Origin of the sequence: Croceicoccus sp. Ery15, from assembly GCF_020985305.1 — a bacterium.
GTDB lineage: Bacteria > Pseudomonadota > Alphaproteobacteria > Sphingomonadales > Sphingomonadaceae > Croceicoccus.
This window is the reverse complement of record NZ_CP087588.1, coordinates 3,103,884-3,117,099: the sequence shown is the minus strand read 5'-3', so window position 1 is coordinate 3,117,099 and position 13,216 is coordinate 3,103,884. Positions and strand designations below refer to the sequence as shown.

Sequence of the window (13,216 nt, the reverse complement as noted above, 5' to 3'; positions counted from 1 at the left end):
GGGCCGCCCGGTCGTTCGGGCGGCCCTTTTGCTTTGCCTATTCGATGGGACGGCCCGAATCGAGCAAGTCCCCGCCGGTCGCGGCCCGCTCGCGCTCTACCAGCTCGGCGATGTGGCTTTCGGGGCGCAAATCCTCTTGTGAAATGATGCGCTGGCGCGGTTCTTTGGCCGCTGGCTTCGCATCGTCCTGCGTAGACGGGCCGACCGTGGTGACGGGCGCGCTGCGCGGGTCCATGCGCAGGCGATAGATCGGTTCGGGAAGCGCAAAACCTGCATCCTCCAACGCGATCTTGCCCGCGCGTATACCAAGGCTGCGGCCCTTGTAGAAATCGGTCTGCTCCTGATCCAGCCAGCCAAGGAAGCGGATCACGATATTCGAATCGCCCACCTCCATGATGCGTGCGGTGGGTTCGGGATCGTTCAGTACGAAATCCAGCGCGGCCAGCGCCCTGATCCCCGTTTCCATCGCATCGACCGGATCGTCGTCGGCATCGATGCCCAGATCGAAATCGAACCGCCGTTGCGGATTGCGCGTGTAATTCAGGATCACCGCCTTGAACACGGTGGAATTGGGGATGCGCAGATGATTGCCGTCCAGCGTCATCAGGATCGTCGCGCGGCTGGTCAACCGCACCACACGCCCTTCGTCATCGCCGATCACCACATGATCGTTGGCGCGAAACGGCTGGCGCAGCGACAGCATGACGGACGAGATGTAATTGTCGATCGTGTCGCGCACCGCGAAACCGATGGCGATGCCGATCACGCCGCCGATACCCAGCAATGCGCCGAGCAGGGCCGTGGCACCCAAAATTTTCAGCGCCAGATAAATGCCGAACAGCACGCCCACGAATTGCACCGCGCTGGCCAGCAATTCGGCCACGAACAGATTGGGCGACAGCCGCGCCCACAGCGATTTGCGCCGCGCCAGCCAGCGGGTGAAGGCAATGACCAGTCCCGCCACCACAAGCGCCACGCCGAACAGCGGAAGCGCCCGCAGCACGCCGCGCGACTGGGACACGACATTCTCGATCGCGGGGGCGACATTGGAGGAAACGGCGACATCGCGCTCGATCTGGTTGTCGACCGTCACCACGCCCGCCACGCGGCCAGCGATGGCACCTGCCTGTTCCACCTGTTCGGGGCTGGCGACCGTGCCGGTCAGCGTGACGACGCCTTGCTGGACAGTAACCTCGATATGCGAAAGCGCCGCAATCGCCGCGAAAATACCGCGAATGCGCTCGGCGATCCGCTCGTCCTCATTCGCGTCGCGCTCGGCCTCGATCGCGCCGGTGGCTGCCGGTTCCACGGTTTCGGCAGGCGCATCATCGCCGCCGCCCGTCAGGATCGCCGCCGCACCTGCGGGCAATGATGGCAGGATCAACAGCAGCGCAGCGAGAAATCCGTAACTGCGCCGCATCATCTCAATCCCCCGCTATCGTCATGATCCCGCGACCGTCATGCCATCGATCCGCAGGCTGGGCACGTTGATCGCCTGCACAAAGTCCAGATCGTCGGCGGCCCGCATATTCGCGAACATATCCTTCATGTTACCGGCAATGGTAATTCCCGCAACCGGGCCCGCAATCTCGCCATTCACGATGCGAAAGCCCGATGCGCCGCGGCTGTAATCGCCGGTGACGACATTGACGCCCATGCCGATCACCTCGGTCACCCAGACGCCGTCGGCAATATCGGCGATCATGTCGGCCACGCTTTCCTGTCCGGCCAGCAGGGTGATGTTGGAGGCCGATACGCCCGGCGATCCCCCACCGCCGCGCGCTGCATGGCCTGTCGGCTGGCGGCCCAGCTTGCGCGCCGATGCCGAATCGAGCAGCCAGCCCGTCAGCACCCCGCCGTCGACAAGGCGGCTGGCCGCGACGGGCAGACCCTCGCCATCGAACGGGTGCGAACGCATGGCGCGCGGGCGCAGCGGGTCGTCGGTAATGGTGATGCCTGCAGGGAACACGGGTTTGCCTTCGCAATCGGCAAGAAAGCTGGCGCCGCGCGCGATTTCCGACCCCGAAATGGCATGGACCAGATGGCCCATCAGCGAACGGCCGACGCGCCGGTCGAACACCACGGGCATGGGCCCGCTTTTCATCGTGCCCGGCCCCAGCCGTTCGACCGCGCGGTCGCCTGCCATACGGCCGATTTCGGCTGGCGAGAGCAGGTCTTCGGCATGATGCGCCATGCGCCACGCCATGCCCCGTTCCATCCCGCTGCCCTCGCCCGCGACAACCGCGCCCGACCGGACATGGCTGGCCTGTTCATAGGCACCGGCAAAACCGTGGCTGGTGGCAAGTCCGACGATCCCGCGACCGTATGACGCGCTGGCCCCTTCGCTATTGTTCACGCCTTCGACCGCGCGGGCGGCATCCTCGATCTCCATTGCGATCGCGCGCAATTCCTCGGGCGCGGGAGCAGCGGAGACCAGATCGAGGTCGACGGGGGCATCGCGCATCAGCAGTTCTTCGGGCGCAAGTCCCGCATAGGGATCCTCGGGCGCGCCCTTGGCCATCTCCACGGCGCGTTCGGCCAGCTCGTCCAGCGAAGCGGGATCGAGGGCGCTGGTCCCGACCGTGGCGCTGCGCTTGCCCACGAATACGCGCAGGCCCAGATGCTCGGCCTCCGACCGGTCGACGCTTTCCAGCGCGCCCAGCCGGATTTCCACCGATTGCGACCCCTTGCCCAGATAGACCGCATCGCCCGCGTCCGCGCCCATGGCTTGTGCCTTGGCCACCAGCTGCGCGCAGAAATCCTTGGCCTGATCCGTCGTCAACATTGCAAATTCCCCGTCATCGTCCCGCCGGATAGGGTGCGCGGGGCAAGAGGGCAAGCCGGGCCGATTGGCACGCGCAAGGCGGCGATACGGGTCAAACCGGATGCAAATACCCTGCCAATTCATCCACTATCGGCAGGATCGGGGCTTCAATCGTATCGGCAAGATGGTATTGAGGGGGCCGTATAGCGCGCCCATATGGGCCGCACCGGCATTTTCGCCGCACTGGCGGCAGGAGCATAGTCATCGATACGCAGACCACGCTCGACCCCTCGGTCGATCCGGCCGAAACCGCCGCCCCGCCCGTGCCGCAGGGTGGGCTGGAAGTGGTGTCGATCGCCAAAAGCTATGACAAGCGCACGGTGCTGTCCGACATCTCGCTGACCGTGGCCAAGGGCGAGGTGCTGGGCCTGCTTGGTCCCAATGGCGCGGGCAAGACGACGTGCTTCTATTCGGTGATGGGTCTGGTGAAGCCCGATTCGGGCCGCATCCTGCTGGACGGCGAGGATATCACCAACCTGCCGATGTATCGCCGCGCCATTCTGGGCCTTGGCTATCTGCCGCAGGAAACATCGATCTTTCGCGGCATGACGGTGGAACAGAACATTTCCTGCGTGCTGGAACTGTCCGAACCCGACGCGGCCAGCCGCTCGCGCGAGCTGGAGCGGCTGCTTGACGAATTCGGGCTGACGCGGCTGCGCGAGAGCCCTGCCATGGCGCTGTCGGGCGGTGAACGCCGCCGGTGCGAAATTGCCCGCGCGCTTGCCGCCAAGCCGTCGATCATGCTGCTGGACGAGCCGTTTGCGGGTATCGATCCGCTGTCGATCAGCGATATCCGCGATCTGGTGATCGATCTGAAAAACCGCGGCATCGGTGTGCTGATCACCGATCACAACGTCCGCGAAACGCTGGAAATCGTCGACCGCGCGGCGATCATCTATGGCGGGCAAGTGCTGTTCGCGGGCAGTCCCGAGGATCTGGTCGCCAATGACGATGTGCGCAGGCTCTATCTGGGCGAAGGCTTTACGCTTTGACGTGAACGGGCCGCACCGCATGACGATCCATACCGCCCCATGACTTTGGCACCCCGCCTCGATCTGCGGCAGTCGCAATCGCTGGTGATGACGCCGCAGCTGAAACAGGCGATCGGCCTGTTGCAGCTTTCCAATCTGGAACTGGAAGCGGTGCTGATGGACGCCGCCGCCGCCAATCCGTTGCTGCGCGTTTCGGGGCAGGAGGGTGAGAAAGAGGTCAAGCCCAAGGCCGAGGAACCGGCGGAGGCAGGCTCGACAGGCGGCGATACGGCGCTGGATATCGCGCCCGAAATGCTGGACCGCGACCGCGATACGGGCGATTTCGCCGGGATTGGCGCTGCGTCGGGCGGCGGGTCGTTCGACGGCGACTTCGGAAGCGATTTCGCCGGCGACAGCGGCCCCACATTGGGCGAACATCTGCAGGACCAGCTGTGCATGGCGCATGGTTCGCCAGTTCAGATCTTTGTCGCGCGGCAGATCATCGGCCGGCTGGACGAGGCTGGCTATCTCACCGTGCCTCTGGAAGAACTGGCCCGCGACCTTGGCGTCTCACCCACGGATGCCGAAGCGGCGCTGCGACTGGTTCAGTCGCTGGAGCCGACTGGCGTGGGCGCGCGCGATCTGGCCGAATGCATCGCGCTGCAACTGGCGGAGCGTGACCGGCTCGACCCGTGCATGCGGCTGCTGCTCGCCAATCTCGACCTGCTGGCGCGCGGCAATCTGGCGCAGCTGAAGCGCATGTGCCGCGCCGATGACGAGGATATTGCCGAGATGATCGCCGATATCCGCAGTTGCGACCCGCGCCCTGGCCATGTGTTCGGCGTCGAAGCCGCGCCGCCGGTAGTGCCCGATGTGCTGGTCAGGGGCGACGGGGTGGTCGGCTGGCTCGTTTCGCTCAACCGCGAGAACCTGCCGCGACTGGTCATCGACCGCGCCTATCACGCGCGGGTCAGCCCCTCTTGCCGCGACAAGGCAGCCTCCAGCTGGCTGGGCGAGCAACTGGCCGATGCCAATCGCCTTGTCCGCGCGCTGGACCAGCGGCAACGCACAATCCTGACCGTCGCACGCGAGATCGTGAAACGGCAGGAGGGTTTCTTTCGTCGCGGCGTTTCCGCCCTCGTCCCGCTGACCCGGCGCGAGATTGCCGAGGCGACCGATCTGCACGAATCGACTGTCAGCCGCGTGACCGCGAACAAGTTCCTGCATTGTCCGCGCGGCTGTTTCGAATTGCGCTTCTTCTTCGCATCGGGGGTCAGCGCATCGGCAGCAGGCGGCGACGGCGGCGATCAGGGTGCTGCATCGGCAGAGGCAGTGAAGGCAGCGATCAAGGCGCTGATCGATGCAGAGCCTGCCGATGCAATCCTGTCCGACGATGCGCTGGTAACAGAGCTGAAGAAACAAGGTTACGAAATTGCCCGCCGCACGGTTGCCAAATACCGCGAGGCGGCGGGGCTAGGATCGTCGGTACAGAGGCGGCGGCAAAAGGCGCTGGCCCGCGCGGGCTGAATGCAGGCGCATCGCTTCCGATCGTTGCCATCATTGATTCGGAAAATGCCCGCCGCGATTCGAAACAGCGATTCCGCACGGGAAACTGTTGCAATCATGACTCAAAATTTTCCGTTAAGCTCTTTTAAGCTTTATTAACCTTTCTGGGTCACCTTTCGTATGGTTAATTGAAGATCGCGTTTACGGTTGGCGTCCGACAGGGTGGACCGGCCGACCACGAAGGGGGCTAAATCCATATGCGTATCCTGCTGATCGAAGACGAGCCGACGACGGCAAAGGCTATCGAACTGATGCTCACGACCGAGGGTTTCAACGTCTATCAGACGGACCTTGGTGAAGAGGGGCTCGATCTGGGCAAGCTGTATGATTACGACATCATCCTGCTCGACCTGAACCTGCCCGACATGCACGGTTACGACGTGCTGAAAAAGCTGCGCGTCGCCAAGGTGCAGACGCCGGTTCTGATCCTGTCGGGCATTGCTGAAATGGATTCCAAGGTGCGCAGCTTTGGCTTTGGCGCCGACGATTACGTGACCAAGCCGTTCCACCGCGAAGAGCTGGTCGCCCGCATCCACGCTGTCGTGCGCCGTTCCAAGGGCCACTCGCAATCGGTGATCCGCACCGGCAAGCTCTCGGTCAACCTCGATACCAAAACGGTGGAAGTCGACAGCGCCCGTGTGCATCTGACCGGCAAGGAATATGCGATGCTGGAACTGCTCTCGCTACGCAAGGGCACCACGCTGACCAAGGAAATGTTCCTCAACCACCTGTATAACGGGATGGACGAGCCCGAGCTGAAGATCATCGACGTCTTCATCTGCAAGCTGCGCAAAAAGCTGTCGACCGCGTGCAATGGCGACAATTACATCGAGACGGTCTGGGGCCGCGGCTATGTGCTGCGCGATCCGGGCGCCGAGGCCCAAGCTGCCTGAGGCACCCGCCTGACGCAGCATTCAAGCGCTGGGATAAAAAAGGGGCAGGCACTGCGAAGTGCCTGCCCCTTTTGTCTTGGCCGTTCCGCGCGTGGCGGATGGCGGCGAATCAATACATGTGCTGGCCGCCGTTGATCGACAGCGTCGATCCGGTGACGAACGTCGCTTCCTCGGCACAGAAAAAGGCGACGCCGCGCGCAATTTCATCCGCATGGCCAAGGCGGCCGACCGGAATCTTGGCGATGATCTTTTCCAGCACCGGCTGCGGCACGGCGGCGACCATGTCGGTATCGATGTAGCCCGGCGCGATCGCATTGACGGTCACGCCATATTTCGCACCTTCCTGCGCCAGCGCCTTGGTAAAGCCATGGATGCCGGATTTGGCGGCGGCGTAATTGACCTGCCCATACTGGCCGGCCTGACCGTTAACCGAACCGATATTGACGATGCGGCCCCATTTCCGGTCGCGCATGCCGGGAAAGGTTGCCTTGGCCATGTTGAAGCAGCCGCCAAGGTTGATACGCATCACCTCGTTCCAGTCATCCCAGCTCATTTTGTGCAGCACGCCATCACGGGTAATGCCCGCATTATTCACGACAATATCGATCTCGCCAATGTCGGACGCGATCTGCGCGCAGCCCGCGATGACTGCGTCGTGGTCGCCAACGTCGAACTTGTAATTGGGAATACCGGTGCGTTCGGTAAACTCCTGCGCCTTTTGTTCGTTGCCCGCGAAATTGGCGACGACCGTATACCCCATGTCTTTCAGCGCGAGGCTGATCCCTTCGCCAATACCGCGCGTACCGCCGGTGACGACTGCAACTCTGCTCATTCTAGCTTCCCCTTCAACGCGCCTTCCTCTCCAGTCGGCAGCCTAAGCAGTCGCCAGAGAGGCGGCAAGCGGATTTGCAATTCCGCCTTAACCGTCAGTGCAACAGGGATTTTACGCGCGTGCGACAATGGCCGCATGGCGCGGCGACGGTCGGATGGAAACAGGAAAAAACGGGCGGAAAGCCCCGATCAGAAGCGGAAACGCGTTCCGACATAGACGGACTGGTTGTCCTGCTGCCCATCGGCCAGCGGGGCCAGCCGCTCACGCTCTGCCGAATAGCGGACACCGGCGGTCACCCGCAGATTGCCCGTGACGCGATAGGAGCCGCTGACGTCGACCGATTGCTCGCCATCCGCGAAAGTGCGTGGCGAGCGGCCCGCGACCGCGCCGTCGTTCAGTTCGACCACACCGCCGAAACGACTGTCGCCCGATTTCTTCTTCGCAGGCGTAAAGCGCGACAGATCGGGTGCGTCGATCTCGCGCACGCCTTCGGGCAGATAGCTCTTGCGCAGACCCGGCTCGACCGCATCAGCGATCTTCGCCGTCTGCGCAAAACTTTGATAGCCGCGCGCCATACCAAGGTTGAAAGCAACCGGCGCAACACCCGCCACGTTCAATCCGGCATCGGGGCCAGCCGATTTCCGCATCGAAGCTGCACGGGCCATTTGCGAATCGACGCGCACCGCCACGGTGACCGCACGGCTCGACGCTTCCTTTACGCCCGCAGGCGTAAAGCGGAACATGCCAGCATCACCCCTTTGTCCCTCGCGAAGGGCATTAAGCGAGGCCAGAAGGCGCGGATCCGCCGATGCAGGGGTAAAGCCGCCCAGATCGCCACCCGCCGCAATGCTGAGCGAACGGCGCGAATCATCGGCAGCCACAAGATCGGAAACGGCAGCGACGGCAGGCGGCAGCGCAGCCAGAAAGGCACATGCCGCCGCAGCGGCCATTGCCGCCCGCGCAACGCGCTTTCCTGTAAGAGCCCCCACCGACACGGTCACAACTACCTCAATTCATTTCCCTGCGATCCTGTAACGGCGCGTAGCCGATAAAGGATCCTTATCCGAAAGACGGTTCCCACAAACCGCCTGACCTTGACCTTAACCGCCCTGCAACCAGTCCGGATCCCGCCGGGGGTAACGATTGCAATGGCGCCAAGGCGTTTTTCGCAAGATTTGCGGCGACTCAATGGGCCGAACGCAAGATGCGAAATGCGAAGCTGTGTATAAATCGAAAAAGCAATGGCTGCAAAGCGATTTACCGGCGCCCGCATGACTCTTGATTGTTGCTGTTGCATGAAATCGACAGCCATTTTTATGCGTCGGCGCAGAATCTTTCGCCGCAGCCCGCTGCGTACGTCGTGACGGCGCCACCCAAACCCGCCAACCAGACCCTCTTTCAATCGCCCGTTCAGCCCAGTGTCACAAAGGGTGGTGCTGAAAGCTTGCCCGCCGTGCAATCGCGGTGATAGAGCAGCCGCGCGTTGCCCGATGCGCGTAACCGACAGGCATCATGCGCATTCGGGCCAGAGCAAGCAGAACAGGAAGAATTTCGCATCATGACCGCGACCCCCGTGCAACTCGCAGACGCCGCCAATCTGCGCCGCCTTTCCGCCCGTGCCGTTCTGGCGGCGGGGATGATCGCCGCACTGGCGGCTTGCGGCGGGAACAGCAAGCGGGTGGAAACCGATCTGGCGGCGGCGAATGTCACCACCATCGGCATCAACGCCTATCTGTGGCGCGCCAGCCTGGACACGCTGTCGTTCATGCCCATGCTGCAAACCGACAGCAATGGTGGCGTCATCGTGACCGACTGGTACACCAACCCGCAAAATCCGGCCGAACGCATGAAGGTGACCGTCTCGATCCTCGATCAGGATCTGCGCGCCGATGCGCTGCGCGTGAACGCCAGCCGCGAGGTGATGAGCGGCGGCCAGTGGGTGGGCGCGCCGGTTCAGGCCGCGACGGTGCAAAAGCTTGAAGACATTATCCTCACCCGCGCGCGTGAAATGCGCCGCGATGCGTTGATGGGCTGATCCAAGCAGGTATTTGCAACTGATGAGTGAAGAGCGTTTTGATCCGTCCAGCGCCGACGGACGCTGGCAGCGCGCCTGGGACGAGGCGGGGATTTTCCGCGCCGACAGCGCCAGCACCAAGCCCAAAACCTATGTGCTTGAGATGTTTCCCTACCCCTCGGGGCGCATCCATATCGGGCACGTGCGCAATTACACGATGGGCGACGTGCTTGCGCGCTTCAAGGCGATGACAGGGCACGAAGTGCTCCACCCGATGGGCTGGGACGCATTCGGCATGCCCGCCGAAAATGCCGCCATGGAAAAGGGCGTGCACCCCGGCGGCTGGACGCGCGACAATATCGCCAACATGAAGGCGCAATTGCAGCGTCTGGGCTTTGCGCTGGACTGGAGCCGCGAATTCGCCACCTGCGATGCGGAATATTACGGGCAGGAACAGGCGCTGTTCCTGAAGCTGTATGAAGCGGGGCTGGTTTACCGCAAGGAATCGGCGGTGAACTGGGATCCGGTCGACATGACCGTGCTGGCGAACGAGCAGGTGATCGACGGACGCGGCTGGCGTTCGGGCGCGCTGGTGGAAAAGCGCAAGCTTTCGCAATGGTTCCTGAAGATCACCCAATTCGCGGACGAGCTGCTGGAGGGTCTGTCGAACCTCGACAAATGGCCCGAGAAGGTCCGGCTGATGCAGGAAAACTGGATCGGCAAGTCGACCGGCCTGCAAGCCCATTTCAAGGGCAGCAATTTCGATGAGACGATCGAGGTCTATACCACCCGTCCCGACACGATTTTCGGCGCCAGCTTTGTCGCCATCGCGGCAGAGCATCCGATCGCCCATGCAGTGGCGGCCACCGATCATCTGGCGCAGGAATTCATCGAGAAATGCCGCGCGGGCGGTACTACGGCTGCGGAACTGGAAACGGCGGAGAAGCTGGGCTTCGACACCGGCCTGAAAGTCGCGCATCCGTTCACGGGCGAGGACCTGCCGGTCTGGATCGCCAATTTCGTGTTGATGGATTACGGCACCGGCGCAATCATGGCGGTCCCCGGCCACGACCAGCGTGACTTTGAATTCGCAACCAAATACGGCCTGCCGATTCCTCGCGTCGTCGCACCCACGCTGTCGGATGCCGACAAGCCTTTCGATGGAGAAGCGGAATCGGGCGAAGGCGTAATCGTCAATTCCGATTTCCTGACGGGCCTGCCGGTCGATACCGCCAAGACCGCCATCATCACCCGCGCGGGCGAGGACGGCTGGGGCGTCGCCAAAACGCAATACCGCCTGCGCGACTGGGGCGTTTCGCGCCAGCGCTACTGGGGCACGCCGATTCCGTTCATCCATTGTGACAAGTGCGGCGTGGTGCCGGTCCCGCAAGACCAGCTGCCGGTAAAACTGCCCGAGGATGTCGATTTCAAGACGCCGGGCAACCCGCTGGAACGCCACGCGACGTGGAAGCACACCAAATGCCCCACATGCGGCGGCGATGCACGGCGGGAGACCGATACGCTCGACACGTTCGTCGATAGCTCGTGGTATTTCCTGCGCTTTGCCAGCCAGCCCGGCGACAAGCCGTTCGACGCGGACGAAATCGCCCAGTGGCTGCCCGTCGGTCAGTATATCGGCGGGATCGAGCATGCGATCCTGCATCTGCTCTATGCCCGTTTCTGGACGCGCGCCCTGGCCCATTGCGGGCTGATCGACGTGACCGAACCCTTCGCGCAATTGTTCACGCAAGGCATGGTCACGCATGAAACCTATAGCCGCGAGGTCGATGGCCGCACCGTTTATTACTCGCCCGCGGAAGTGAACCGCAGCAGCGACGGGGCGGTACTGGTCGATGGCGGCGACGCGGTCGACGTGGGCCGCGTGATCAAGATGTCCAAGTCGAAGAAGAACGTCGTCGACCCGGACGAGATCATTGCCCAATACGGCGCCGATGCAGTGCGCTGGTTCATGCTGTCCGACAGCCCGCCCGAACGCGATCTGCCGTGGAGCGAAGCAGGCATCGAAGGATGCGGCCGTTTCGTTCAGCGCCTGTGGCGCCTGTTCGGCCAGTACGATGCCGCTGCAATCGGCGGCGACAAGACCGTCGCCCGCAAGCAGCACCAGACCGTCGCCGCCGTGGCCGAGGATATCGAGGCGCTGTCCTTCAACAAGGCCGTCGCGCGTATTTACGAGCTGACGGGCGTGGTCGAAAAGGCCGCTCCTTCAGCCAGCCGCAGCGAGGCGATCCTTGCGACCATGAAGCTTGTCTCGCCCATGATGCCGCATCTGGCCGAAGAAGCATGGGCGAATGCCGGACAGGCCGGACTGGTCGCGCAGGCTGCATGGCCCGACGTCGATCCCGCCTTGCTGGTGGATGACGAGGTGACCGTCGCCATACAGGTCAAGGGCAAGCTGCGCGACACGCTGACCGTGCCCAAGGGCCTGCCCAGGGAAGAGCTGGAGGCGCTTGCGCTTGCCAGCGAGAAGGTTCAGCGTAACCTTGAAGGGGCAGAGATCCGCAAGGTGATCGTGGTGCCCGATCGCCTTGTTAATCTGGTTATCTGATGCGCAAATCCGCCCTGCTGCCTGCCCTGATCCTTGGTGCTGTCATGGCACCGGTTCTGGGTGGCTGTTCGCTGGAACCTGTCTATGCGGGCGGCGGATCGGGCGCGGTGGCGCAGGGCTTGTCCGCGATCGAGGTCGCGCCGATTCCGGGACGAAGTGGCTGGCTGATGCGCGATGCGCTGAACCAGCGGATGGGTAATGGCGGCGGCTCTGCCCGCTATCGGCTGGATGTCGTGCTTGACGATCAGCTGACCGGCCTTGGCCTGCTGGGCGACGACACCATCGGCCGCGAACGCCGCACCTTGCGCGCGCGCTATCGCCTTGTCGATCTGGCGAGCGGCGAGACCTTGCTGGATGCAACCGACGGGGCCGATGCGGGCATCGACGTGGTCTCCAGCGAATATGCGACCATCGCCGCCGAACAGACCGCGCTGGAAAATCTGACCGATGATGTCGCGGACAGCATCGTGACCCGCGTGTCCACCACCCTGCGCCAGCAAATGCAGCCCCAAGTTGAAGATCAATAGCAGCAAGTTCGCCCAGACCGCACCGCGCGCTGCCGGTTCGGTCAAGGTCTTCTTTTTCTGCGGTCCGGACGAAGCGGGCGCGCATGGCGCGGCGGCGCGCATCGTGGAACTGTTGCCCGATGCGGGCGAGCGGGTGGAAATCGAAGGCAGCGAGCTGAAACGCGATCCGGTCCGCCTGTCGGACGAGACGCGCTCTACGTCCCTGTTCGGCGACAAGCGCCACATCATCGTGCGCGCCAATGGCGAGGAAGCGCATGACGCGCTGAAAATACTGACCGATGCGAGCGAGGCCGAACTGGCCGATGGCTGGCCCGTTATCGTCATCGCCAGCAGCGCGACCGACAAGTCGCGCAGTGCCAAGCTGCTGGAAAAGCGCGACGATGCGCTGGTGGTGATGTTCTATCCACCCGACCTGCGGTCCGTCACGGCAGAGGTGCGCAGGCTGGCTGACGGGGCGGGGCTGCGCATGGGCGCCGAACTGGCGCAGAGAATCGCCGCATCCGTCGCGCTGGATACGCGCATGGCCGCTGCAGAGGTGCAGAAACTGGCGCTTTATCTGGATGCCGACAGCCATGCGCCGCGCAGCGTAAGCGCAGAGGATATCGACGCGATCGGCGCGGAGACCGAGGACGATGGCATGATGCCGCTGGTCGATGCGGTCATCTCGGGCGATGTCGCCCGCCTGCCGCACGAGCTGGCACGGTTCCGCCAGCACGGTTTGAACCCCGTCGGCACGGTGCTGGCGATGGAGCGGCGGGTTGCGCAATTGACGCAGATCGCCGCACGCATCCGCCCCGGCGAGAATGTCGCCAAGGCGGTCGAGAACGATCCGCGCATCTTCTTCAAGGAACGCGCCGCCATTTCGCGCCAGTTGCAGCAATGGCACGGGCCGAAACTGGCGCGGCTGAGCGACCGGCTGATTGCGCTGCACCGCGCCTTGCTGGCCGACAGCCAGGCCGCGCCGCTGCTGTTCGCGGCCGGCTGTACCGAGATTGCCCGCGCCGCCGGCGCGCGCCGCTGATC

General features: G+C 63.5%; 12 protein-coding genes. 8 read left to right on the top strand and 4 right to left on the bottom strand.

From position 1 onward, the window contains the following. Positions 1–37: 37 nt before the first annotated feature. Together LOZ77_RS15320 and LOZ77_RS15315 are read right to left on the bottom strand one after the other, a co-directional pair. Complete coding sequence (locus LOZ77_RS15320; RefSeq protein WP_230279841.1) at positions 38–1,423, bottom strand: BON domain-containing protein; 1,386 nt, start codon at positions 1,421–1,423, stop codon at positions 38–40. An 18-nt stretch (positions 1,424–1,441) separates the two neighbouring features. Next, positions 1,442–2,785, bottom strand: a complete 1,344-nt coding sequence (locus LOZ77_RS15315) for a TldD/PmbA family protein (RefSeq protein ID WP_230279840.1) — start codon at positions 2,783–2,785, stop codon at positions 1,442–1,444. A gap of 242 nt (positions 2,786–3,027) precedes the next feature. Here LOZ77_RS15315 and lptB point away from each other — a divergent pair, with 242 nt between their 5' ends. From lptB to ctrA, 3 genes are all read left to right on the top strand, one after another. Then, positions 3,028–3,816: an LPS export ABC transporter ATP-binding protein gene (lptB, locus tag LOZ77_RS15310; protein WP_370638086.1), complete on the top strand. Its 789-nt coding sequence runs from the start codon at positions 3,028–3,030 to the stop codon at positions 3,814–3,816. A 39-nt stretch (positions 3,817–3,855) separates the two neighbouring features. Next, positions 3,856–5,322 carry an RNA polymerase factor sigma-54 gene (gene rpoN / locus LOZ77_RS15305; RefSeq protein ID WP_230279838.1) on the top strand — a complete coding sequence of 489 codons (1,467 nt, stop codon included), beginning with the start codon at positions 3,856–3,858 and terminating at the stop codon, positions 5,320–5,322. A 236-nt stretch (positions 5,323–5,558) separates the two neighbouring features. Continuing rightward, on the top strand, positions 5,559–6,254 hold the full coding sequence (gene ctrA / locus LOZ77_RS15300) for a response regulator transcription factor CtrA (RefSeq protein ID WP_230279837.1): 696 nt from the start codon (positions 5,559–5,561) through the stop codon (positions 6,252–6,254). 109 nt (positions 6,255–6,363) lie between these two features. Here the strand turns inward: ctrA and phbB are convergent, their stop codons facing one another. Both phbB and LOZ77_RS15290 read right to left on the bottom strand, forming a co-directional pair. Beyond that, complete coding sequence (gene phbB / locus LOZ77_RS15295) at positions 6,364–7,086, bottom strand: acetoacetyl-CoA reductase (RefSeq protein ID WP_230279836.1); 723 nt, start codon at positions 7,084–7,086, stop codon at positions 6,364–6,366. 188 nt (positions 7,087–7,274) lie between these two features. Then, positions 7,275–8,036, bottom strand: a complete 762-nt coding sequence (locus LOZ77_RS15290; protein WP_230279835.1) for a hypothetical protein — start codon at positions 8,034–8,036, stop codon at positions 7,275–7,277. A gap of 341 nt (positions 8,037–8,377) precedes the next feature. On the opposite strand from LOZ77_RS15290, the gene LOZ77_RS15285 reads away from it, so the two are divergent. The 5 genes from LOZ77_RS15285 (at position 8,378) to holA (ending at position 13,214) form a co-directional block, all read left to right on the top strand. Beyond that, entirely contained in the window at positions 8,378–8,554 is a 177-nt protein-coding gene (locus LOZ77_RS15285) for a hypothetical protein (protein ID WP_230279834.1), read from the top strand. 168 nt (positions 8,555–8,722) lie between these two features. Next, the gene (locus LOZ77_RS15280; protein WP_230281898.1) at positions 8,723–9,121 is read left to right on the top strand and encodes a DUF3576 domain-containing protein; all 399 of its coding nucleotides are present in this window, start codon (positions 8,723–8,725) and stop codon (positions 9,119–9,121) included. Between the two features lie 22 nt (positions 9,122–9,143). Continuing rightward, positions 9,144–11,666: a leucine--tRNA ligase gene (leuS, locus tag LOZ77_RS15275; protein ID WP_230279833.1), complete on the top strand. Its 2,523-nt coding sequence runs from the start codon at positions 9,144–9,146 to the stop codon at positions 11,664–11,666. Beyond that, a complete protein-coding gene (gene lptE / locus LOZ77_RS15270; RefSeq protein WP_230279832.1) occupies positions 11,666–12,193 on the top strand; it encodes an LPS assembly lipoprotein LptE in 528 nt (175 codons plus the stop codon). The genes leuS and lptE overlap by 1 nt, the downstream gene beginning before the upstream one ends. Next, entirely contained in the window at positions 12,180–13,214 is a 1,035-nt protein-coding gene (holA, locus tag LOZ77_RS15265) for a DNA polymerase III subunit delta (RefSeq protein WP_230279831.1), read from the top strand. Before lptE ends, holA begins: the two co-directional genes overlap by 14 nt. The last annotated feature ends 2 nt before the right edge of the window (positions 13,215–13,216 follow it).